23 protein-coding genes are annotated in these 21662 nt (G+C 62.7%); 16 read left to right on the top strand and 7 right to left on the bottom strand.

Going from position 1 to position 21662, the window contains the following annotated elements; all coding sequences use genetic code 11:
- Positions 1-64: 64 nt before the first annotated feature.
- Positions 65-778, top strand: a complete 714-nt coding sequence (locus AB6809_RS03680; protein ID WP_371026000.1) for a Crp/Fnr family transcriptional regulator — start codon at positions 65-67, stop codon at positions 776-778.
- 183 nt (positions 779-961) lie between these two features.
- Here AB6809_RS03680 and AB6809_RS03675 read toward each other — a convergent pair whose 3' ends face one another.
- From AB6809_RS03675 to AB6809_RS03650, 6 genes are all read right to left on the bottom strand, one after another.
- The gene (locus AB6809_RS03675) at positions 962-1345 is read right to left on the bottom strand and encodes a hypothetical protein (protein WP_029967247.1); all 384 of its coding nucleotides are present in this window, start codon (positions 1343-1345) and stop codon (positions 962-964) included.
- Positions 1346-1527: 182 nt separating this feature from the next.
- Positions 1528-1788 (bottom strand): hypothetical protein, encoded by a 261-nt coding sequence (locus AB6809_RS03670; RefSeq protein WP_029967246.1) that lies wholly within the window; start codon positions 1786-1788, stop codon positions 1528-1530.
- Positions 1781-2530 (bottom strand): DNA/RNA non-specific endonuclease, encoded by a 750-nt coding sequence (locus tag AB6809_RS03665; RefSeq protein ID WP_053859779.1) that lies wholly within the window; start codon positions 2528-2530, stop codon positions 1781-1783. Before AB6809_RS03665 ends, AB6809_RS03670 begins: the two co-directional genes overlap by 8 nt.
- Before the next feature lie 315 nt (positions 2531-2845).
- Entirely contained in the window at positions 2846-3205 is a 360-nt protein-coding gene (locus AB6809_RS03660; RefSeq protein ID WP_006047386.1) for a DUF3564 domain-containing protein, read from the bottom strand.
- A 191-nt stretch (positions 3206-3396) separates the two neighbouring features.
- A complete protein-coding gene (locus tag AB6809_RS03655) occupies positions 3397-5112 on the bottom strand; it encodes an acid phosphatase (RefSeq protein ID WP_029967241.1) in 1716 nt (571 codons plus the stop codon).
- 129 nt (positions 5113-5241) lie between these two features.
- Entirely contained in the window at positions 5242-5529 is a 288-nt protein-coding gene (locus AB6809_RS03650; RefSeq protein WP_006047384.1) for a hypothetical protein, read from the bottom strand.
- A gap of 140 nt (positions 5530-5669) precedes the next feature.
- On the opposite strand from AB6809_RS03650, the gene AB6809_RS03645 reads away from it, so the two are divergent.
- Positions 5670-6626 (top strand): IclR family transcriptional regulator, encoded by a 957-nt coding sequence (locus AB6809_RS03645; protein ID WP_029967239.1) that lies wholly within the window; start codon positions 5670-5672, stop codon positions 6624-6626.
- 30 nt (positions 6627-6656) lie between these two features.
- Here the strand turns inward: AB6809_RS03645 and AB6809_RS03640 are convergent, their stop codons facing one another.
- On the bottom strand, positions 6657-7730 hold the full coding sequence (locus AB6809_RS03640) for a porin (protein ID WP_006047382.1): 1074 nt from the start codon (positions 7728-7730) through the stop codon (positions 6657-6659).
- 430 nt (positions 7731-8160) lie between these two features.
- Between AB6809_RS03640 and AB6809_RS03635 the strand changes: the two genes are divergently transcribed.
- From AB6809_RS03635 to AB6809_RS03570, 14 genes are read left to right on the top strand one after another with little or no spacing between them, the layout of a single operon-like run.
- Positions 8161-8475, top strand: a complete 315-nt coding sequence (locus AB6809_RS03635; RefSeq protein ID WP_006047381.1) for a non-heme iron oxygenase ferredoxin subunit — start codon at positions 8161-8163, stop codon at positions 8473-8475.
- Position 8476: 1 nt separating this feature from the next.
- Positions 8477-8788 (top strand): recombinase-like helix-turn-helix domain-containing protein, encoded by a 312-nt coding sequence (locus tag AB6809_RS03630; protein WP_006047380.1) that lies wholly within the window; start codon positions 8477-8479, stop codon positions 8786-8788.
- A 54-nt stretch (positions 8789-8842) separates the two neighbouring features.
- The gene (locus AB6809_RS03625; protein ID WP_029967233.1) at positions 8843-9922 is read left to right on the top strand and encodes an aromatic ring-hydroxylating dioxygenase subunit alpha; all 1080 of its coding nucleotides are present in this window, start codon (positions 8843-8845) and stop codon (positions 9920-9922) included.
- Entirely contained in the window at positions 9915-10682 is a 768-nt protein-coding gene (locus tag AB6809_RS03620) for an SDR family oxidoreductase (RefSeq protein WP_029967231.1), read from the top strand. Before AB6809_RS03625 ends, AB6809_RS03620 begins: the two co-directional genes overlap by 8 nt.
- A gap of 26 nt (positions 10683-10708) precedes the next feature.
- The gene (locus AB6809_RS03615) at positions 10709-11236 is read left to right on the top strand and encodes a cupin domain-containing protein (protein ID WP_029967230.1); all 528 of its coding nucleotides are present in this window, start codon (positions 10709-10711) and stop codon (positions 11234-11236) included.
- A gap of 33 nt (positions 11237-11269) precedes the next feature.
- Positions 11270-12172 (top strand): alpha/beta fold hydrolase, encoded by a 903-nt coding sequence (locus tag AB6809_RS03610; RefSeq protein ID WP_029967229.1) that lies wholly within the window; start codon positions 11270-11272, stop codon positions 12170-12172.
- Positions 12173-13066 carry an IclR family transcriptional regulator gene (locus tag AB6809_RS03605; protein WP_371025999.1) on the top strand — a complete coding sequence of 298 codons (894 nt, stop codon included), beginning with the start codon at positions 12173-12175 and terminating at the stop codon, positions 13064-13066.
- The gene (locus tag AB6809_RS03600; protein ID WP_006047374.1) at positions 13063-13875 is read left to right on the top strand and encodes an SDR family oxidoreductase; all 813 of its coding nucleotides are present in this window, start codon (positions 13063-13065) and stop codon (positions 13873-13875) included. The genes AB6809_RS03605 and AB6809_RS03600 overlap by 4 nt, the downstream gene beginning before the upstream one ends.
- Positions 13868-15526, top strand: coding sequence for a thiamine pyrophosphate-binding protein (locus AB6809_RS03595; RefSeq protein WP_029967226.1), 1659 nt, complete (start codon positions 13868-13870; stop codon positions 15524-15526). The genes AB6809_RS03600 and AB6809_RS03595 overlap by 8 nt, the downstream gene beginning before the upstream one ends.
- Complete coding sequence (locus AB6809_RS03590) at positions 15519-16349, top strand: aspartate dehydrogenase (protein WP_029967225.1); 831 nt, start codon at positions 15519-15521, stop codon at positions 16347-16349. The genes AB6809_RS03595 and AB6809_RS03590 overlap by 8 nt, the downstream gene beginning before the upstream one ends.
- A 48-nt stretch (positions 16350-16397) precedes the next feature.
- Entirely contained in the window at positions 16398-17888 is a 1491-nt protein-coding gene (locus tag AB6809_RS03585) for an aldehyde dehydrogenase (RefSeq protein WP_371026037.1), read from the top strand.
- Positions 17889-17915: 27 nt separating this feature from the next.
- Positions 17916-18881 (top strand): VOC family protein, encoded by a 966-nt coding sequence (locus AB6809_RS03580; RefSeq protein ID WP_029967220.1) that lies wholly within the window; start codon positions 17916-17918, stop codon positions 18879-18881.
- Positions 18874-20139 carry an NAD(P)/FAD-dependent oxidoreductase gene (locus AB6809_RS03575; protein WP_029967219.1) on the top strand — a complete coding sequence of 422 codons (1266 nt, stop codon included), beginning with the start codon at positions 18874-18876 and terminating at the stop codon, positions 20137-20139. The genes AB6809_RS03580 and AB6809_RS03575 overlap by 8 nt, the downstream gene beginning before the upstream one ends.
- Positions 20140-20164: 25 nt before the next feature.
- Positions 20165-21568 (top strand): MFS transporter, encoded by a 1404-nt coding sequence (locus AB6809_RS03570; protein WP_371025998.1) that lies wholly within the window; start codon positions 20165-20167, stop codon positions 21566-21568.
- Positions 21569-21662: the final 94 nt, after the last annotated feature.

The following is a 21662-nucleotide window of genomic DNA, read 5'->3' as shown; positions in this document are numbered from 1 at the left end:
TTTGAAACCATCGGGTAGCCGACAATCGGCAATCGACAATCGGCACAGGCGCGATTCACATTCAATGACTGAAGCTCTTCCTCCGACTCAGCTCGCCACGCGGCTCGCACGCAGCGCATGGTTCCGCTCGGCGCCGGCCGCGTTGCAGACGCAATTGACCGACGGCGGACGAGTCGAGCGCCTCGCAGCCGGCGAGCGTCTTTTCACGCGCGGCGATGCCGACGACGGCCTCTATTGCGTGCTGAGCGGTCTGATGCGGATCGGCGCCGCGGGTGTGAGCGGCAAGGAAGCGCTGCTTGCTGTGATAGAGCCAGTGAACTGGTTCGGCGAGATCGCGCTGTTCGATAATCGTCCGCGAACGCACGACGCGTATGCCGAGCGCGAAACCGAACTGTTTCATGTGCCGCGCACCGCACTCGCCGCGCTGCTCGAACGCACGCCGGCCTATTGGCACACGTTCGGCTTGCTGCTCACGCAAAAGCTGCGTCTCGCCTTCGATGCAATAGAAGAAGCCGCGTTGCTGCCGGCCGCGCAACGCGTCGCGCGGCGCTTGCTGCTGATGGCGGGCGGCTATGGCGACGCGGGCGTCATGCGGCGTGTTATCGGCGTGCCGCAGGAAGATCTCGCGATGATGCTCGCGCTGTCGCGGCAAACCATCAATCAGGTGCTGAAGCAGTTTGAAACGCAGGGCGCGTTGAGGCTTGGCTACGCCGAAATAGAAATCGTCGATGCACGCAGGCTTGCCGAGTTTGCGCAGTCGAACGCGAAACAGGATTAATGGCATGCGCGCATGTGCAGGCATAGCGCGATTGCCACACAACCATTGCCCCGCTGAAAAACGCCATGAAAAAAGGGCGAATCATACGATTCGCCCCTCCCTGAACGGCTTCGCCCGGCTTCGATTATCTGCTTCTAGCTTTTAATACATGCGTGGCCGGTGCGCGCCGAAACCGTACACGTGTTATTGCGTTTTGGTCGTGCCGGTCTTTGCGCCGTCGGCGTTCACCGGCGCGGTGCTGGTCTGCTGCGTGCCGTCCGTTTTCGTTTTCGCTTTCGCAGCGCTCGAATCGGCCGGCGTCTTCTTCACGGCTTTATGCTTCTTCGTGACGTGCTTCGAGGACGTCTTCACATGCGACTTCGCGGTCGTTGCCGAAGGCGCTTTGGCCGTGGCCGCGCTGTCGTCCGACGCGCCGGTTTGCACGGCGGTGCTCGCCTTCAGATTCGCCTGGCCGGCGGGCTGCGTTTGCGCGGGCTGCGCGGATTGAGACGCTGCGGGTGCCGCCGTTTGAGCGAAAGCGGTCGACACGAGCAGAGCGGAAGCGAGAGCGGCGAAAAGCGTCTTCATGGTTTTGACTCCTTGTTGAACCGGTGGATTCCTGTTTGGATTCCTGATCGCGGCTGAATTGTTCAGCGCTGCCGGTTTAACGCAGTCCGGAAGACAGCAGTTGACGATGCTCTGGTGACAAAAAGTAACTGCGGCGCAGTCGCGGAAACATATCGGCATGCGACTACGCTGTGCTTTAGACGTTACTGAAACGGGTTATCGACGACGCCCGGCTTCGCGTCTGGTTCCTCTTTCACTTTCGCGGGCAGTGCCGACTGCGCCTGCAACGCCGCCACGATCGCATCCACCGCCTGCTTCAATGCGAGCGCGGCCTTCAGCCCGCGCTGATCTTGCGTGAGTTCGAGCGTGCCGTTGAGTACGACGCGCGTCGTGCCGTTGCTCACGGTCATGGCGTCGCCCTGGATGTTGAGCACGTCGTCGTCGTTCGAATAGGGTTTAAACACCTTTGAGTCCTCCCGGTCGCTGATCTTTGAGGTTCTCCGGAATGCCCGGAAAGCGGATGCCCGATACTGCCTCGAGTTCGTGAATCGTCCTGATGTCATAGCGGTTCGTGGATACATTGTCGACCACGACCGCGAACGCGAGTTGCCGCGAAGGCACATAGACCACCTTGAACAACTGCGTCGGCACGAACACGCGCGAGGAGCCGATAGTCTGCAACTGCTGTCCGCTGAACATCGGGCCTGTCACGACGTAAGTGTCGTCATACGCCATCGCGATTTTACGCACCGACGTTTCGATGCGCGCCCACAAGCGCTGATTGTTCTCGCGATTTTGCGGCACCACGTTGGCAAGCGAAAACGATTGTGCCATCGCGTCCCGATTCCAGCGATTGCCCGCGGGGCTCATATGCCCGCGGTCGAAGCCGCTGCGCTTGTAGTCGGCGAGCGTCGCGCCTTCGCCGTCGGGCAAGCGCGCGTCTTCGAAGAACTTGTTGGTGCGCACCATGTCTTTCGCGGCTTCGATATGGTCGCGCGTCAGATGTTCCGCGGACCACAACGGACCATGCGTGATACCGGAATGCATGACGGCGAAATCGCTATAGCAAAGCATGCGCGCTTTGGGCGCCATCTTCTGATTCGTCAGAACGGGCCATTGCGCATTCGGTGTGAACTGGGTACAGGAAGGCGCTGCATTCGCGTGAGCGGCAAACGCGACGAGCAGACAGGCGAACCACTTCTTCATGTGTCGAACGGTGGAGAGGGAAGGGGCGCAAAGTATAGCGTCGCGCGCACGCATGAGGCGATGCAATGCGATTCGCGCGGGCAAAAAAAATGGGCCGCCTTGCAGCGACCCGAATGCGTGGATTTCCAACTCTACGCACGCAAACTTAAGGCCGGCTTAAGGGCATGCGTCGCGGAAACGCGTTTGGTGCGCTTGCACTCATATCGCGCTCACATCATGCTCACTTCGCGCCAGCGCGCGAACAAAAAAATTCTACCGCGCGAGCCTGAACGACCCGCGCGTGGAATTTCGACCGAGCAGAAAGAGCCGCGGGAATTAATTGCCGAACACGCTATTTTCAGCGTGCACGTCTTGACGATCGACCGCTTGCAAACGCCAGAAGCCGCTCGTCGGCGCGCGATTGTGCATCGCGGTCCAGGCCGCGTCGCCTTGCGCCGCGCTCACACGCTGCTTTCGGTCGACATGCAAGCCGCGTAGCGTGCAAAGCGGCGCGTCGTTACTCGGCGCGCACAGTGTCGTCACGCCGTCTTCGTCGTGCAGTTCGCCCCACGGGGGCAGATCGATCCCTTGATGCGCTTCCCTCGACCACCGGTGCTGGTCGGTGTCGAGCCATAGAACAGCGTAGTCGTGACTGACGGTGGGATCGGAACCGTTGATAAGGATAGTCAGGCGCATATCAGTTCCGTGCAAAGTGCCAAGAATTGCTTTAACAGTCTATGTCGCGGCACCGGTTATTCAAGGCGAAGCTATGAGTTTCGGCGTTAAAAAGCGACGCCGAAGCCCGCGCGGAAACACGCCTGGATGGACGCGCAAACGCCTGCCTGCGACACGAACGCGCAGCTCGCGCGGCGCGTCCTTCGACGAGCTCACGCGAGGTCCAGCGGCGCCGTCAAATCGCCAGGCGGCACAAGGCCGTTACGGGCGAACGCGCGATCGCGCGCCATCACGCCGTCGAGCGGCGCGAGTCCGTGCACGCGGCTGATCAGCCGAAGAATCGAATTCGTGTCGTACACGGTGTGATCGACGTAGCCCTTTCTGGCAAGCGGCGAAATCACCAGCGCGGGAATTCGCGAGCCCGGCCCCCACCGGTCTCCTTTCGGCGGCGCGACCGGGTCCCACCAGCCGCCGTTTTCATCGACGGTGACGATTACGACCGTATTGGCCCACTGCGGACCGCGCTGGATATGCTCGATGACGCGCGCGATGTGCCGGTCGCCCGACTCGACGTCCGCGTAACCGGCGTGCATATTCAGATCGCCTTGCGGCTTATAGAACGTGACGGCGGGCAGACGGCCAGCGTCGATGTCCGCGATCAGACGGTTCGTCGACGGCTCGCTGCCGAGGCCCGCATCGCGGAGATATTTGCGCCGCGCCGCCGTGCCCGGCGCGTAGTTGGCAAAGTAGTTGAACGGCTGATGGTGATACTGGAAGTCGGGCACCGCGCCCGTGTCCTGATGCTCCAGCGCGTATTGCCACGCGCCGCTGTACCACGCCCAATCCACGCCTTTATCCGAGAGACGGTCGCCGATCGTCGCGTAATGCTGCGGCGGCAGCACGCGCGGATTCGACGCGTCCGCGAATGCCGGGTCGCCGCCTTCCGCCGGGCGCACGTTGCTCGGCTGATACGGCGGCGCCATGGTGTTGACCGCGTAGCCGTCGGCGGTGAAGGCGCCGTCGTTGACGTATTTCGGCGGACCGTCCAATGCCGATGCCGGCGAGTCGGGCGCGGGCTTCAGCCGCACGCCGGTCGGATCGTCGCCTTCGACCACCGACACCATTTTCTTCGCCGGACTGTTATGGATGTCCGGATAGAACGGCGCCTGCGCCGAAATCAGAAAGATGTGGTTCAGCCACGAGCCGCCGAACGCGGCCATGAAGAAGTTATCGCACAGCGTGTATTGCTGCGCGAGACTCCAGAGCTTGAGGGTATCGGCGGAATTGCGGTAATGGCCCATGACGAGGCCGCCCGAATCGCCCCACGCGGCGAACTGGTTGTTGCGCCCCGCGTTGATCTGCATCTGGTTCTGATAGAAGCGATGCACGAGATCGCGCGTGATCACGCCGGTGGGCAGCGGCGCGCCTTGCGCGTCGGTGAGATGAAAAGGCCCGTTGCGCAGATTGCCGAGGTCCTTCTGGCCGATCATGTAGCGCTTGCCGTCCACTTCCTGGGCTTGCGGAACGAGGCCGCCCCAGATGGCCGGCAGTCGCGGCAACGGCGTCTTGCCGTCGCGGTCGAGTTGCAGATAGCGCTCGGCGGTGACGGCATCGAGTGGATGCTGGATGCCTGGAAAATTGCCGTAGAGGTTCGCGAAACTGCGGTTCTCCGCGTAGATCACCACGATCTGTTTCACCTGGTCGCGCAGTGCGGCATCGAGCCGTATATCCGCCGCGCTGCGCGGGCCGGCGGCGCTCGCCATCTCTTCGGTCTTGCAGCCGCTCAGCGCGAGCCCGATGCCGACGGCGGCGAGGCCCGTCAGTACACGGCGGCGCTCGGGATTGAGAGGGTCGTCCGCGGCGTTGGCGGGGTGATCGGCGCTGTCGGCGCTATTGGAGTTCGGCGGCGAGGAGTCGTGGTCTGTCATCGGTCGGTTCCCAGGTGGGCGTGACGAGCGTCAAATGCGGCTCGGGGCGGCGCGCGAGACGCCGGCGAAAGCTACGATCGTGCTGATGGTGCGGCGGGGGTTTGCAGCTAAGGCGCAACTAAGCGGCAACTAAGGCAAGCGGCGCTTCACGCGCCAACTGTTGTGCGTTGCATCGACGGCAAACAGCAGCCAATGCCTTGAATTGACCGGATGGCGCTGTTGGGTCGCGTAACCGTCGACGGTCAGTTCGAGTTCGTCGTGCGCCCGCAGATGACAGGTGGCATGAGCGCCCGAGCCATCCGCGAATTCGACGATTGCGGCGGCCGCTCGCGCCGGCTCCGGCAAGTGCGCGATGTGCACCGCGCAGCCAGGATAGAGATGCGAATCGGCAACCTGAATCTGCACGGAATTAGGCATGAGCGTAGTCTCCGGACGCTTGAGCGGAACGAAGGCGAGGCTACGAGGCCTCGCGCAGCGGACCGCATCAAAGCATAGCACCGCAAAGACGCTATCATGCTGATCTGACCTCGATGAACAGCAGAAAAACGGCAGCCAAGATGGCAAAAGAAGAGCAGACAGGAGCGGCACGCAAGCAGACCAGGCCCCGCGCTGCGGCAGCGCCGGTTTCGCAGGACGATGTCATGCCTTCGGCGCAGGAAAGCGGCGCGGACGAAGACAGCGCCGGCGGCTCGACTTATCTCGTGCCGGGCCTCGAGCGCGGCCTGCGTATCCTCGCCGAATTCAGCGCGCGTGAGCCTGTGCTCGGCGCTCCCGAATTGTCCAGGCGCATCGGCATTCCGCGCACCACAACCTTCCGTCTGTTGCAGACGCTCGAGGCGCTCGGCTTTCTCGAACGCGTCAACGGCGACCGTTATTTCCGGCTGAGCGTCGCGGTGCTGCGGCTCGGTTTCGAATATCTCAACTCGCTCGAATTGACCGACGTCGGCACGCCGATTCTCGAACGTCTGCGCGACGTCACCGGTTTGAGTTCGCATCTGCTGATTCGCGATCAGCGCGACGTGGTGTTCGTCGGCAAAGCGCAAACTCATGAGCCCATGTTCAGTTCGGTGAAGGTGCACGTCGGCACGCGTCTGCCCGCGCATGCCACGGTGCATGGCCAGGTGCTGATGGGCGATCTCACTTTCGACGAACTGCGTCAGCTATATCCCGAGCCGCAGCTTGAACGGTTCACCGAACGCACGCCCGCGACTGTCGAAGAACTGTACGGAAGAGTGCGCGAAAGCGCGGCGCTCGGCTATGCGCTGAGCGAGGCGTCGTTCGAGCGGGGCATTTCAGTAGTGAGCGCCCCGGTGCGCGACCAGAGCGGCAAGATCGCCGCCGCGTTGACGGTCACGATTCCGCGTTCCGACCTGGGCGAGAGCGAGGAGCGCGAGCCGCTCATTAGCGCCGTGTGCCAGGCCGCGCTCGAATTGTCGGAGCGGCTGGGCTATCGTCCGCGCGCGGACGACCCTACCGCGTCGCAGGCTCGCCGCAAACCGGTCACGGCGAGCTAGTTCGGAGGCTTCGAGGTTCCGATCTTCCGCTCAGAACGAGTGGTGGATGCCGGTCAGAATGATCGTCTGGTTGCGGCCACTCGACACGCCCGCAGTGAAGAACGCAGCGTCGGTATTCGAACCCGCACGCTCATAGAGCGCATTCACATACAGTTGCGTCGATTTCGACAACGCGTAGATGTCGCCGATCTCGAACTGCGTCCAGCGGTGCCCGGCGAGCGTGGTAGTCGCGGCGCCGCCCGACACGCTGTTGAACGGCGTGAACTGATAATTCGCGCCGACGTCGTAGCTCTGATACGTGTCCGAGTGCCCGGCCGACTCCAGTTTCACTCGCGTGTAAAGACCGTGCACGAGCAGCTTGCCGAACTGGTATGACGCGCCCGCGCCCATGTTTTGCACCTTGTCCGCGCTGTAGCTGGCGGCGGGCACGCCCTGGAAACTGGTGATGCCCGTGGTGACGATCGACGGCGTGCGGTTGTGCTCGTTCGCATACGCCGCGCCGGCCTTGAACGGACCGTTCGCATAGCTAAGCGCAAAGCTCAGCGTCTTGCCGGTCGAGAAGTTCGTCGTGTTGCCCAGGCCCATCATCGCGCCGACGCTGAAGCCGTTGAATGTGGCCGAGCGAAACTTCACCGAGTTGTCGAACGGCACGACGCCCGTGTCCGCGAGTTCGTCGATATTGCCCGGATGGAACGCATACCAGCTCGCCGCGAGATAGGCCGTGCTGAGCGGACCCAGCACGTCGAAGCTGAACGGCGTCTGATGGCCGAAAGTCAGCGTGCCGATCTTGTCCGAACTCAAACCCACGAACGCCTGCCGATTGAACAGCGTGCCCGCCTTCGCGAACGCGCCGGTGTTCGTGTAAAAGCCGTTCTCCAACTGAAAGATCGTCTTCAGGCCGCCGCCGAGATCTTCGACGCCTTTCAGGCCCCAGCGGTCGGGCTGCATGTTGCCCTGTTCCTCGATCCACTTCGCGTGGCCGCCCACGTTGCTGATGTACGCGATGCCGGCATCCAGGCTGCCGTACAGCGTCACGCTGCTCTGCGCCCATGCGCCTGTCGTTACGCAGATTGCCGTCAAACCGGCTGCAATGATGTGCTTCACCGTTGGTTCTCCTGATCACACGACGCGTGGCTCGGGCCAGTTTCGTCGTCCCTGATCGCTTGCTTTTTGGGTTGATGCAGCTTTGGTCGAGCCGCCAAATCTGCCGCGCTTTATGTTCCACCTATGGGCGTGTGTATCGCCTATGGAAAGTATAGTGACTTCGAAAGTGGTCAAAATAAATTTTCGGTGTCCGTAGAAACCCGAGTCTGGGCTTCGTCGGATGCGCTGGTTTTACGGCCGAAACCGCGCCGGCAAAGCGTTCTGGGGGTGTGTGCCGACCAGAGCATTGCTGGGCGTAGTCAGTGACCGTCAGTGTTTTCCCCTAACGCTTGAGATTTTTATTTGTCGCGGCTAGAGTCACTCCTATAATTATCCATACACGAACTGATGTTCCTTATATGGAACATAGAGCTTCAGGAGAAGGCGAGAAATGACTGAACAATGGCGCTGCGCCGGCCATGCCGGCGACCTCTCCGACGACGCGCCGCTCGAGTTCAAGCTCGACGGCACGGAAATCGGCATCTACAAGGTGGGCGATGCGCTCTATGCGCTCGAAAACGTCTGTCCTCATGCATACGCGCTGCTGACGCAGGGCTTTATCGACGGCGACACGGTCGAATGCCCGCTGCACGAAGCCGTGTTTCACATTCCGACGGGCAAGTGCCTGAAAGAGCCCGGCGGCCGCGACCTGAAGACGTATTCGGTGCGCCTCGCCGGTGAAGAAATCCAGATCAAGGTGGAATGACATGCGAGAAGTAGCCGTGAACTTCAATCCCTTCCTGAAGCCGTGGCTCGCGCCGCAGCCGAACAACGTCGCCGGCAAGGGCGTGATCGAGAAGCCGGGCGAGACGGAAAACTTCATCTGGCAAACGCGCAAGGCCGAGCCGACGCAATACGAAAACGACTTCGGCGATGCGCTCGAAAAAGTTTTCGAAGCCGGCGCGGTGGAGTTGCAGGAAGTCGTCGACGGTTTGAATGGCATTGGCTTTCGCACGCCGGAAGGCAATGCGTGGAACGCCGAACGCCTCGCCGCCGAATTTCGCCTGCTCGCCGAATAAGCGCGCTTTTTCGACCACGCTCACTGCGTCCGCATTCGCATCCGGAGTCTCTTCATGACGTCCCCCGCTACAAGTCAACCCGCAGCCGATCCCATCCAGTCGTATCTGGATCGCGGCCTGCGCAACTACTGGTATCCCGTCGCGCCGAGCTGGCAAGTCGGCGATGCGCCCATCGGCATCACGCGCCTTGGCGATCAGATCGTGCTGTGGCGCGACAAGGAAGGCAAAGTCCACGCGCTCGAAGACCGCTGCCCGCATCGCGGCGCGCGCCTGTCGCTCGGCTGGAACCTCGGCGGCAGCGTCGCGTGCTGGTATCACGGGATCGAGGTCAACGGCGGCGGTACGGTCACTAAAGTGCCGGCCGTGTCGAACTGTCCGCTCGAAGGCCAGAAGTGCGTGAAGTCGTATCCCGCCGAAGAACACGCGGGCGCGATCTTCCTCTGGTTCGGCGACGACGCCCACAAGGAACCCGCGCCGCTGCAATTGCCGGAAGAACTCGTCGGCGACGAATACGCGAGCTTCCTCTGCATGTCGAACTGGAAGTGCAATTACCAGTACGCGATCGACAACGTGATGGACCCGATGCACGGCGCCTACCTGCACGCGACTTCGCATTCGATGGCCGAAGGCGACAAGCAGGCCGACATGCGCGTGCGCAAAACCGAAACCGGTCTGATGTTCGAAAAGGTCGGCCAGCGCGACGTGAACTTCGACTGGGTCGAACTCGGCGAAACCGGTTGCCTGTGGATGCGCCTCGCGATTCCGTACAAGAAGAAGTTCGGCCCCGGCGGCAACTTCGGGATCATCGGCTTCGCGGTTCCCGTCGACGAAAACAACTGCCAGGTCTATTTCTGGCGGACCCGCAAGGTGCAGGGCTGGCAGCGCGACGCGTGGCGCTTCATGTATCGCAATCGGCTGGAAGGTCTGCATTGGGCCGTGCTGGAGCAAGACCGCTATGTGCTCGAAAGCATGGCGCCGAATGCGCGCGAGCATGAGTTTCTCTATCAGCACGATGTAGGCATGACGCGTGTGCGGCGCATGCTGCGTCAGCGCGCGCAACAGGATTTCGCTGCGCTGGAAGCGCATCAGGCGCAAGCCGCGCAAACCGAAGCAGCGGGCCAGAACCATGCATAACGACGCGTCCGCGATGCTCAACGGCCGGCGCGTCCTCGTGACGGGCGGCGCGCGCGGTCTCGGCGCGGCGTTCGTGCGGGCCTTGGTGCAAGCCGGCGCTCAAGTCGTATTCGGCGATGTGCTGCACGACGAAGGACGCGCGCTGGCGGCATCGCTTGCTGGCGAAGGCCATGCGGCGACGTACCTTCCGCTCGATCTGGCCAACCCCGAAAGCATCGCGCAATTCGCCGACCAGGCGGCGACGCAACTCGGCGGCATCGACGCGCTGATCAACAACGCGGCCATCACGAACTCGGGCGGCAAGTTTGCCGACGAGCTTTCTGTCGATACCTGGGACGCCGTCATGAATGTGAACGTGCGCGGCACCTGGTTGATGAGCACCGCCGCGCTGCCTTATCTGCGCGACTCGGGCCGCGGCAGCATCGTGAACATTGCGTCGGATACGGCGATGTGGGGCGCGCCCAAGTTGCTCGCGTACGTGGCGAGCAAGGGCGCCGTGATCTCGATGACGCGCTCGCTCGCACGCGAATTCGGCGCGCATCAGGTGACCGTCAACGCGATTGCGCCCGGCCTCACCGAAGTCGAGGCGACCGCGTATGTGCCCGCCGAGCGTCATCAGTATTACCTGCAAGGCCGCGCGCTGACGCGTGCGCAAGTGCCCGACGACGTGACCGGGCCGGTGCTGTTCCTCTTGTCCGATGCCGCGCGCTTCGTGACCGGCCAGTTGCTGCCGGTGAACGGCGGCTTCGTGATGAATTGATCTTGTCGAATCGAAAGGAGAAAGAGATGGCGGACGCCGATATCGAACGCAAATCGTGGGACCAACCCGCGGACGCGAGCTTTGCGCAGTGGCTCGACAGCCGCGTCGCGCGCTTTGAAACGCGTCGCTACGACTGGGACGCGCTGAAATTCCAGGCCGACTACGACCCGAAGTATCGCCGTGCGCAAATGCGCTACGTCGGCACGGGCGGCACAGGTGTCGCCAAAGATTCGAACACAGTGCCCGCAGGCGGCTTCACGTTTTCGACGATGGTGATTCCGGCCGGCAACATCGGCCCGAGCCATATTCATATGGACGTCGAAGAAATTTTCTTCGTGCTGCGCGGCAAGATGAAAGTGATCTGCGAGAAAGACGGCGAAACGTGGGAAGCCGTGCTCGGCGAGCGCGATCTCATTTCGGTGCCGCCGGGCGTGTATCGCACGGAGATCAACATCGGCGAAGAAGACGCGCTGATGTGCGTGATGCTCGGTTCGCCGAAGCCGATCACGCCGACGTATCCGCCGGATTCGCCGCTCGCCGCGCTCAAGCGCTAAGCGCTTTTCGTCAAAACGTCCACGAAGGAAATCATGTCCGCAGTCCCGTCCGCTACCGCCGCAGCTTCACACGCCACGCTCGAAGCACGCGTTGCGCGCTTTCCTGCGCGGCAGGTCGAGCTGGCATCGCAGCGCGTGCTGAGTTATCGCGAAGCATGCGAGACGAGCGATGCATTGCCGCTCGTGTTGTTGCACGGTATCGGCTCGGGCGCGGCTTCGTGGGTGCAGCAGTTCGAGGCATTGAGCGCGAGCCGTCGCGTGCTGGCGTGGGACGCGCCGGGTTATGGCGAATCGACGCCGGTTGCCGCCGCTTCTCCCGCAGCCACCGATTACGCGAATGTGCTCAACGAATGGCTGGAAAAGCTCGGCGTCGAACGTTGCGTGCTGGTTGGTCATTCGCTCGGCGCGATCATCGCCGGTTCGTTTGCCGCGATGCATCCGCAGCGTGTGGCGGGTCTGTTGCTGTTGTCGCCGGCCGGCGGCTATGGCGCGGCTTCCGCGGAAGTGCGCGAGACGAAGCGCGATCAACGGCTCGCGATGCTCAACGAACTCGGCCCGCAAGGTCTCGCGGAAAAGCGCAGCGCCAATATGTTGTCCGCGCATGCAAGCGACGAAGCGCGTGCATGGGTGCGCTGGAACATGTCGCGCGTGATTCGGCACGGCTACGCGCAGGCCACGCATCTGCTCGCCAACGCGGACCTCGCCAGCGACCTCGCGCGGTTGAAGGGCCGCTATAACGGCCGCCTGCATATCGCGGTCGGCGCGGACGACACCATTACGACACCCGCGGCCTGCGAGCGACTCGCGCTCGCCGCGGACACCCAACTGCAAGTCGTGCCACGCGCGGGGCACGCCGGCTATATCGAAGCAAGCGCCGCGTACACCGCGATCATCGACACGTTCTGCCGCGCAAGCGCCGGACAACGGAGCCAATGAATGACGCCCGACACCCTCAACGAGCGCGACGCGGACGAAGACCGCAACGACAGCAGCGATAGCAACAGCGATAGCAGTTACCGCGTGCCCGGTCTGGAACGCGGCTTGAAGATCCTCACCGAATTCTCACCGCGCGAGCCGGTTCTCGGCGCGCCGGAATTGTCGCGACGCCTGCAGATTCCTCGCACGACAGTGTTCCGCTTGCTGCAAACGCTGGAATCGCTCGGCTTTCTCGAACGCGCGGATAAAGACCGTAACTATCGACTCGGCGTCGCCGTGTTGCGCCTCGGCTTCGAATATCTGAGCTCGCTTGAATTGACCGATCTCGGCTTGCCGATCATCGAAGCCTTGCGCGACGAAACGGGTCTCACGGCGCACATTGTGATTCGCGATGGACGCGATGTCGTTTTCGTTGCAAAGGCGCAGAGCCACGCGCCGATTTTCAGTTCCGTGAAGGTCAACGTCGGCACGCGCCTGCCCGCATATGCAACGACGCACGGTCAGGTGCTGATGGGCGACATGACGCTAGACGAGTTGAAAAAGCTCTATCCCGAGCCGGAACTTGAACGTTTCACCCGACAGACGCCCGCGACGGTAGACGACCTCTACGAACGGATTCGCGACGACGCGCGGCGCGGTTTCGCGATCAGCGAGTCGTCGTTCGAGCGCGGCATTTCGGTTGTCAGCGCGCCGGTGCGCAATGACACGGGGCGCATCGTCGCCGTGATCACGACGACGATTCCGCGCCAGGAAATCGACGCATCGCTGCTGGACAGCGGCCTCGTGGACAAGGTGCGCCGCGCAGCCGACGAGCTTTCGCAGCGGCTCAATTACCGGCCGGGCAACGGTTCGAATGCGGGCAGCAAATACATGAAGGCATTGGGACTCAAATGATTCAAATCGATCTCAGCGGGCAAGTAGCGGTGGTGACGGGCGGCTCGTCCGGCATCGGCCTCGCGTGCGCCGAACTGTTCCTGAAAGCGGGCGCTTCGGTTGCCATCTGCGGCCGCGATACCGAACGTCTCGCGCAAGCCGAGGCCGCATTGAACGCGCAGTTTCCCGCCGCGCGATTGCTCGCTCGCCGCTGCGACGTGCTGAACGCCGACGACGTCAACGCGTTTGCACAAGCGGTGCAAGCACGCTTCGGCCGCACGGACATGCTGATCAACAACGCGGGCCAGGGCCGCGTGTCGACCTTCGCCGATACAAGCGACGAAGCATGGCGCGAGGAACTCGACCTCAAATACTTCAGCGTGATTCGCCCCACGCGCGCCTTTCTGCCGATGCTGCGCGATGCAGCCAACGGCGGCGCGGGCAACGCGGCCGTGGTCTGCGTGAATTCGCTGCTCGCGCTGCAACCGGAGCCGCATATGGTCGCGACTTCGTCGGCGCGTGCGGGCGTGCAGAACCTCATCAAGTCGCTCGCGGTGGAACTCGCGCCGCAGCGTGTGCGCGTCAATTCGATTCTGATCGGCATCGTCGAATCGGGGCAATGGCGCCGACGCTATGCGAAAGAAGCGCAGCCGGGCCAGAGCTGGGACGACTGGACCGCCGAACTCGCGCGCAAGAAAAACATTCCGCTAGGCCGCTTCGGCAAACCCGAAGAAGCCGCTCAAGCGCTCTTTTATCTGGCTACGACGCTGTCGTCCTATACGACGGGCAGTCACATCGATGTTTCTGGAGGCGTTGCACGACATGTCTAACACAACCACCGTTGGCGAACTGATCGCCGCTTTTCTCGAGCAGTGCGGCGTAAAAACCGCGTTCGGCGTGATCTCGATCCACAACATGCCGATCCTCGACGCGATCCACAACCGCGGCAAGATTCGCTATGTCGGCGCGCGCGGCGAAGCGGGCGCTGTGAATATGGCCGACGGTCTTGCGCGCGTATCGGGCGGACTCGGTGTGGCCTTCACGAGCACCGGCACGGCGGCAGGCAATGCAGCGGGCGCGATGGTCGAAGCACTGACCGCAGGCACCGCGCTGCTGCATGTGACCGGCCAGATCGAAACCGAATATCTCGACCGCGATCTCGCGTACATCCACGAAGCGCCGGATCAACTGTCGATGCTCCAGTCCATCTCGAAGGCCGCATATCGCGTGCGTTCGGTGGAGACCGCGCTGCCGACCATCCGCGAAGCCGTGCGCGTTGCGCAAACCGCGCCGAGCGGTCCGGTGAGCGTCGAGATTCCCATCGACATTCAGGCCGCCGAAATCGAATGGCCTGCCGACATGGCCGCGCCGCATATCACCACGCTCACGCATTGCAGCGAGCGCGTCGCGCAACTCGCCGAGCAACTCGCGAAGGCGAAGCGTCCGCTGTTGTGGCTCGGTGGCGGCGCGCGTCATGCGACTCACGCGGTCGGGCGTCTGGTCGCCCTTGGCTTCGGCGTCGTGACGAGCGTGCAGGGCCGCGGCGTGTTGCCCGAAGATCATCCCGCGACGCTGGGCGCGTTCAACGTGCATTCGGCCGTCGAAAGTTTCTATAAGACGTGCGATGCGTTGGTCGTCGTCGGATCGCGTCTGCGCGGCAATGAAACGCTCAAGTACAAGCTCGCATTGCCGCAACCGCTGTATCGCATCGACGCCGACGCGCTCGCCGATAACCGCGGCTATCGCAACGAGATGTTCGTTCACGGCGATGCGTCGGCGGTGCTCGAAGAACTCGCGACGCTGCTCGAAGGACGCATGAAGGTCGATCCTTCATTCGGACCGGATCTGGCCGCGGCGCGCGAAAGCGCAGTCGCCGATGTAGGCAAGGGCCTTGGTCCGTACAAGCGTCTCGTCGACGCATTGCAGTCAGCCGTGGGCCGCGATTACAACTGGGTGCGCGACGTCACGATCTCGAACAGCACGTGGGGCAACCGCATGCTGAAGATTTTCTCGCCGCGCGCGGGCGTGCATGCACTCGGCGGCGGCATCGGCCAGGGGATGCAGATGGGCATCGGCGCGGCGCTTGCGGGTAGCGCTGCCAAGACCGTGTGCCTCGTCGGCGACGGCGGCCTGATGGTCAACGTCGGCGAACTCGCGACGGCCGTGCAGGAAAACGCCAACGTGATGATCGTGTTGATGAACGATCAATGCTACGGCGTGATCCGCAACATTCAGGACGCGCAATACGGCGGCCGCCGCTGCTATGTCGATCTGCATCAGCCGGACTTCGCGCAGTTCTGCGAAAGCCTGAAGCTCACGCACTACCGCATCAAATCGCTCGATGAAGCCGACGCCATCATTCGCGAAGGCATGGCGAAGACCGGTCCGGTCTTGGTCGAAGTGGACATGCTCTCGGTCGGGTCGTTCGCGACCGCGTTCGCGGGGCCGCCGGTCAAGAAAGAGGAGCCGGAACATGCGTGATGCGGGCTACGCGGGGCACCACGCTCCCGTCGATGTCGCGATGATCGGCTTCGGCGCGATCGGCCAGGCGGTGTACCGCTCGGTCGCCGCCGATCCGGCGGTGCGCGTGTCGCACGTGATCGTGCCGGAGCGTCATATGGCTTCGGTGCGCGAAGTGGTCGGCTCGACGGTGGACGTAGTGGCTTCAGTGTCCGCATTGAGCAGCCGCCCGCATTTCGCGTTGGAATGCGCGGGACACAGCGCACTGGTCGATCACGTTGTGCCGCTGCTGAAGGCCGGCACGGATTGCGCGGTCGCGTCGATCGGTGCGTTATCCGATATGACGTTGCTCGACGCGTTGTCCGCCGCAGCCGACGAAGGCGACGCGACGCTGACGTTGCTCTCGGGCGCAATCGGCGGCGTGGATGCATTGGCTGCGGCGAAGCTCGGTGGTCTCGACGAAGTGTTGTACACGGGCCGCAAGCCGCCGACCGGTTGGCTCGGCACGCCCGCGGAACAGGTCTGCGATCTGAACACGTTGAAAGTCGAGCAGGTGATCTTCGAAGGCAGCGCGCGCGAAGCGGCGCGTCTCTATCCGAAGAACGCCAACGTGGCCGCGACGATTGCGCTCGCTGGTCTCGGCCTCGATCACACGACCGTTCGCCTGATCGCCGATCCGAATGTGACGCGCAACGTGCATAGGATTCTCGCGCGCGGCGCGTTCGGCGAGATGTCGCTGGAAATGTGCGGCAAGCCGTTGCCCGACAACCCGAAAACATCTGCGTTGACCGCGTACAGCGCGATTCGCGCGTTACGCAATCGCGCGGCGCGCTGCGTGATTTGAGACCTTGGCCGAATAGTTGAATAGCTGAAGCAAACCGGAATGACCGACATGACTCACTTCGATACCAGCCTTGTGCCGACCGGCGATATTTTTATCGGCGGCGAATGGCGGCAAGGGCGCGGCAACCCGTATAAAAGCCTGTATCCGGCGGACCAGTCGGTCAACATGGAAATCTCGACCGCGAACGCCGACGACGCGCGCGAAGCAGTGGAAGCCGCGGATATCGCATGGCGTCGCGCGGACTGGTCCGGTTTGAAGCCGCATCAACGCGCGCTGACTCTGTATCGCATCGCCGATCTGATCATGGCGCGTCACGAAGCGCTCGCGCAGTTGCAGCGCCGCGACAACGGCAAGCCGATTGGTGAGACGCGCGTGCTCGTGGCGAGCGCGGCCAACACGTTCCGCTATTTCGCGGCGTGCCTCGAAACGCTCGACGAAGAAGTCACGCCTTCGCGCGGCGATTATCTGACGATGAGCGTGTATGAACCCATCGGCGTGATCGCTGCAATTACGCCGTGGAATTCGCCGATTGCCTCGGACGCGCAAAAGCTCGCGCCCGCACTAGCAGGCGGCAACGCCGTCGTGCTCAAGCCCGCGGAAGTGACGCCTCTGACCTCGTTGGCGCTCGCGCGCATCTGCGAGGAAGCGGGCGTGCCGAAGGGCGTGATCAGCGTGTTGCCGGGCAAGGGCTCGGTGATCGGCGACGTGCTCGTGCGTCATCCGCTCGTCAAGAAAGTGTCGTTCACCGGCGGCACCGAAGTAGGCCGAGGCATCGCGCGCATTGCAGCGGACAAGCTGATGCCGGTTTCGCTGGAACTCGGCGGCAAATCGCCGACCATCGTTTTCGACGACGCCGATCTCGATCACGCGGTGAACGGCGTGCTGTACGGCATTTTCAGTTCGTCGGGCGAGGCGTGCATCGCGGGCTCGCGTCTGTTCGTGCAGCGCTCTGTCTATGATGCGTTCATGAAGCGTCTGGTAGAAGGCGCGCGCAAGTTGCGCGTCGGCGATCCGTCGCGCGTGGAAACGCAGATGGGTCCGCTGATCACGCAGGCGCATCGCGAAACGGTCGAGCGTTACGTCGCGCTCGGTCTTGAAGAAGGCGGACGCCTGCTGTGCGGCGGCGAGCGTCCGGTCGGCGATGGTCGCGAACAAGGCACCTATTTTCAGCCGACGATTCTCGAAGGTCTCACCAACGACGCACGCATCTGCCAGGAAGAAATCTTCGGCCCTGTGCTGGTCGCGATGCCGTTCGACGACGAAGCGTCGCTGCTCAAAGAAGCCAACAACAGTGTGTTCGGCCTCGCCGCCGGCATCTGGACGCGCGATTACAAGCGCGCTTATCGGATCGCCCGCGCGCTGGAAGCCGGCACGATCTGGATCAACACCTACAAGCTGTTCTCGATCTCGACGCCATTTAGCGGCTGGAAAGAGAGCGGCATGGGACGCGAGAAAGGCCGGCTCGGCATCCGCGAATACATGCAGCAGAAGAGCCTCTACTGGGGCTTGAACGACGCGCCGCTGGCGTGGGCTGACTGAAGACACACGATACGCAAGAGGCACGTTATGACGATTCTCGGCATTGAACAGATTATCTACGGCGTGACGGATCTCGCTACCTGTCGACGCTTTTTCGCGGACTGGGGCTTGAAGGAAGTCGCGCACGACGAAACGCATGCGCGCTTCGAAACGCTCAACGGCTGCACGGTTCTTGCCGTCGATGCAAACGATCCGTCGCTGCCGCCCGCATTCGAGGAAGGTCCGACGCTGCGCGAAGTCACGTGGGGCGTTGGGACTCAAGCGGAACTCGACGAATTGCGCGGACGCTTTGCGGGTCAGCCGGGCCATTTCGAAACCGAAGATGCAGTCGGTTGCATCGATCCGAATGGAATGGCGATTCGCGTTGAAGTGACGCGCAAACGTGCGCTCGATATTCACGGCTCGCCTTCGAACGTGTGGGGCCAAACGCTGCGCGTGGATCAGCCGTCGCCGATTTACGAGCGCGCCGAACCCGTCGAAGTGGGTCATGTCGTGTTCTTCACGAACAGGCTGGCCGAACAGGAAAAGTTCTACCAGGAACTGCTTGGCTTCGAAATGTCGGACCGTTATCCGGGCCGCGGTGCATTCATGCGCTGCGCGCCGCACGGCGGCCATCACGACATTTTTCTGCTCGCGTTGCCGAACGGCAAGCGCGGTCTGAATCACGTCGCGTTCACCGTTCGCGACATCCATGAAGTGTTCGGCGGCGGCATGCACATCAGCCGCTGCGGTTGGGATACGCAGCTTGGGCCGGGACGTCATCCGGTTTCGTCGGCGTACTTCTGGTACTTCCAGAATCCCGCCGGCGGCCTGATCGAGTACTACGCCGACGAAGACCAGCTCACGCCCGAATGGCAGCCGCGCGATTTCGAACCGGGCCCGACCGTGTTCGCCGAATGGGCGATCGACGGCGGCATCGACGGCAATACGCGTCGGCAGAAAAACGCGAAGGCGCCGGAAGGCAAGTTCATGACGGAGCGCAAAAATGACTGACGCTGCTACTGAAAAGGCGCGAGCCGCGCACGCCGAGCTTGAAGTGCCGCGCACGATTGTCGTGATCGGCGGCGGCCAGGCGGCGGGCTGGGTCGTGAAGACGCTGCGCAAGGAAGGCTACGACGGCCGCCTCGTGATGATCGCCGACGAAGTGCATTTGCCCTACGAACGTCCGCCGCTTTCGAAAGCCGTGCTTTCCGGCGAAGCGACTATCGACACCGTGCGTCTCGTCAAGCCCGACGATTTCGACGCGCTGAAGATCGAAGCGTGGCAGCCGGATTGCGCGACGTCGATTGATCGCGAGAAGCGTGTTGTTCGCACGCAAGCGGGACGTGAAGTGCAATACGACCGCCTCGTGATCGCGACGGGCGGCGCGGCACGTCGCTTGCCGGATGCGCTGGTGAAGACCTCGCACGTGACTTATCTGCGCACGCTTGACGAAGCCGTTGCGCTCGGCGAACGGCTGCGTGCGAGCAAGCGTGTGCTCGTGGTGGGCGGCGGCTGGATCGGTCTCGAAGTGGCCGCGACCGCGCGCAAGCTCGGCGTGGATGCAACCGTGGTGGAAGGCGCGCCGCGTCTATGCGCCCGTTCATTGCCGCCGATGGTCTCCGACTTCCTGCTCGACCTGCATCGTGCAAATGGCGTGGACGTGCGCCTCAAAGCCGCGCTCACGAAGCTCGAAGATCATCCGAACGACGTGGATCGCATTCGTGCAACCTTCGCGGATGGCTCGACTTTGGACGCCGATTTCGCGGTCGCCGGCATCGGCCTCGCGCCGCATACGGCGTTGGCCGAAGCGGCGGGCGTGAAGGTGGAAGACGGCATCGTGGTCGATCATTTCGGCGCGACCGACGACCCGCGCATCTTCGCTTGCGGCGACGTGGCGAATCATCCGAGCGCGTGGCTGAAGCGGCGCGTGCGCCTCGAATCGTGGGCCAATGCGCAGAACCAGGCGATTGGCGCGGCCAAGGCGCTGCTCGGCAAGTTCGAACCATACGCGGACATTCCGTGGTTCTGGTCCGATCAATACGACGTCAATCTGCAGATTCTCGGCGACATTCCCGCCGATGCGCAGCTCGCGATACGCGGCGATTTGCCGGGCAAGCGCGCGACGCTTTTTCATCTGGAAGACGGCGCGATTCGCGGCGTGATCGCCATCAACACTCCGCGCGAACTGAAGCTCTCGCGCAAGTGGATGAATCAAGGCCGGACCATCGACCTTGCCACACTGACCGACGCCTCAACGGCGCTTGCCTAACCACATCTACGGACGGCACCACGGCATGAGAACCATCGACAACACCATTGGAGACCGCAGCGCCGCAGGCGTTTCGGGCCCTGTCACGAGAGGCTCGATCATCGCGCGGCTCGAGCGACTGCCGAAGAACGCGATGCAGATGCGCGCGCGGATTCTGATCGGGCTCGCCACGTTCTTCGACGGCTTCGACGTGATCGCGATTGCGGCCACGCTGCCGGTGCTGATCGTGAAGTGGCATCTGACGCCGTGGGAAATCGGCTTTCTGATCGGCTCGGGGTCGGTCGGGCAACTGATCGGTGCGTTTGTGTTCCCGTGGTATGCCGAGCGTCATGGGCGCGTTCGGGCGATTGCGCTGAGCTCGGGGATTATCGGTGTCACGAGCATTGCGTGCGGATTTGCGCCGACGTTCGCGGCATTTGTCGTGTTGCGCGTGATTCAGGGCCTGGGACTCGGCGGCGAATTGCCGGTTGCCGCGACTTACATCAACGAGATTAGCCGTGCGCATGGGCGCGGTCGTTTCGTGCTGTTGTATGAAATTGTTTTTCCGGTTGGGCTGCTGGCTTCGAATGCGCTTGGCGCGTGGATCGTGCCGCGTTTCGGCTGGCAGGCAATGTATTTTATCGGCGGCATGCCGTTGATTCTGTTCTTCGTGCTGCGCAAGCTCGTGCCTGAGTCGCCGCGCTGGCTCGCCGAACGCGAACGCATGGCCGATGCCGATGCAGCAGTCCATGCATTCGAACGTGCCGCGAAGGGCCCATTGCCGCCGGTCGTGCATTCGGCCGAATTTGAAGCAATGGCGAATCGTCATCCGAAGCGCCGCATGGGCGATCTGTTTGGTCCGGCGTATTTGAAGCGAACGCTGGCCGTTGCGATGCTGTGGATCACCTGCGGCTTCATTCAGTATGGTCTGTCGACGTGGCTGCCGACCATCTATCGCACGATCTATCACGCGCCGTTGCAACTGGCGTTGAACCTTGCGGTGGCGGCTTCGGTGCTGGGCGTGGTGGGGTCGCTGACTTGCGCGCTGCTGGTGGACAAGGTGGGGCGTAAGCCGATCATTAATCTGTCGTTTCTGGCGTGCGCAGTTTCGCTGCTGATGGCGGGCGTGTTGCACGATTCGTCGGTGTATGTGGTGGCGACGTGCTGTGCGTTGTCGCTCGGCTTTCTCGCGTGCGGCTTCATCACCGCTTATGTGTACACGCCGGAACTGTACCCGACGAGCATTCGCGCGATGGGTTGCGGCGTCGGCGGCGCATGGCTGAAAGTGGCGGCGATTTTCGCGCCGGCGATTGTGTCGAAGACGATGATCGGCGGTAATTTACAGATCGCGTTTTATATTCTCGCGGCTGTGCCGTTTCTTGCGGCGGTGGCGGTGCATTTTCTCGGGATTGAAACCAAGGGTAAGGTGCTCGAGCAGTTGGAGGCTTGAGGGCGGGTTAGGTGGGCGGTGATGTGAGGCCGTAATTGCGGGGATGAAAAGCGCACTGGGTGGTGCGCTTTTTGTTTTGGGGCGAGCCGCGTGA

This window comes from Paraburkholderia sp. RCC_158, assembly GCF_041355255.1.
Taxonomy (GTDB): domain Bacteria; phylum Pseudomonadota; class Gammaproteobacteria; order Burkholderiales; family Burkholderiaceae; genus Paraburkholderia; species Paraburkholderia graminis.
This window is presented reverse-complemented; position numbering and strand designations above follow the sequence as displayed.

Coding starts and splice junctions, on each gene's coding strand:
- AB6809_RS03655 (WP_029967241.1), bottom strand. CDS start 5,112: ATGACAGACCACGACTCCTCGCCGCCGAACTCCAATAGCGCCGACAGC.
- AB6809_RS03570 (WP_371025998.1), top strand. CDS start 20,165: ATGAGAACCATCGACAACACCATTGGAGACCGCAGCGCCGCAGGCGTT.
- AB6809_RS03630 (WP_006047380.1), top strand. CDS start 8,477: ATGCGAGAAGTAGCCGTGAACTTCAATCCCTTCCTGAAGCCGTGGCTC.
- AB6809_RS03660 (WP_006047386.1), bottom strand. CDS start 3,205: ATGCGCCTGACTATCCTTATCAACGGTTCCGATCCCACCGTCAGTCAC.
- AB6809_RS03595 (WP_029967226.1), top strand. CDS start 13,868: ATGTCTAACACAACCACCGTTGGCGAACTGATCGCCGCTTTTCTCGAG.
- AB6809_RS03605 (WP_371025999.1), top strand. CDS start 12,173: ATGACGCCCGACACCCTCAACGAGCGCGACGCGGACGAAGACCGCAAC.
- AB6809_RS03675 (WP_029967247.1), bottom strand. CDS start 1,345: ATGAAGACGCTTTTCGCCGCTCTCGCTTCCGCTCTGCTCGTGTCGACC.
- AB6809_RS03585 (WP_371026037.1), top strand. CDS start 16,398: ATGACTCACTTCGATACCAGCCTTGTGCCGACCGGCGATATTTTTATC.
- AB6809_RS03625 (WP_029967233.1), top strand. CDS start 8,843: ATGACGTCCCCCGCTACAAGTCAACCCGCAGCCGATCCCATCCAGTCG.
- AB6809_RS03645 (WP_029967239.1), top strand. CDS start 5,670: ATGGCAAAAGAAGAGCAGACAGGAGCGGCACGCAAGCAGACCAGGCCC.
- AB6809_RS03665 (WP_053859779.1), bottom strand. CDS start 2,530: ATGAAGAAGTGGTTCGCCTGTCTGCTCGTCGCGTTTGCCGCTCACGCG.
- AB6809_RS03680 (WP_371026000.1), top strand. CDS start 65: ATGACTGAAGCTCTTCCTCCGACTCAGCTCGCCACGCGGCTCGCACGC.
- AB6809_RS03650 (WP_006047384.1), bottom strand. CDS start 5,529: ATGCCTAATTCCGTGCAGATTCAGGTTGCCGATTCGCATCTCTATCCT.
- AB6809_RS03610 (WP_029967229.1), top strand. CDS start 11,270: ATGTCCGCAGTCCCGTCCGCTACCGCCGCAGCTTCACACGCCACGCTC.
- AB6809_RS03580 (WP_029967220.1), top strand. CDS start 17,916: ATGACGATTCTCGGCATTGAACAGATTATCTACGGCGTGACGGATCTC.
- AB6809_RS03620 (WP_029967231.1), top strand. CDS start 9,915: ATGCATAACGACGCGTCCGCGATGCTCAACGGCCGGCGCGTCCTCGTG.
- AB6809_RS03635 (WP_006047381.1), top strand. CDS start 8,161: ATGACTGAACAATGGCGCTGCGCCGGCCATGCCGGCGACCTCTCCGAC.
- AB6809_RS03615 (WP_029967230.1), top strand. CDS start 10,709: ATGGCGGACGCCGATATCGAACGCAAATCGTGGGACCAACCCGCGGAC.
- AB6809_RS03600 (WP_006047374.1), top strand. CDS start 13,063: ATGATTCAAATCGATCTCAGCGGGCAAGTAGCGGTGGTGACGGGCGGC.
- AB6809_RS03590 (WP_029967225.1), top strand. CDS start 15,519: ATGCGTGATGCGGGCTACGCGGGGCACCACGCTCCCGTCGATGTCGCG.
- AB6809_RS03575 (WP_029967219.1), top strand. CDS start 18,874: ATGACTGACGCTGCTACTGAAAAGGCGCGAGCCGCGCACGCCGAGCTT.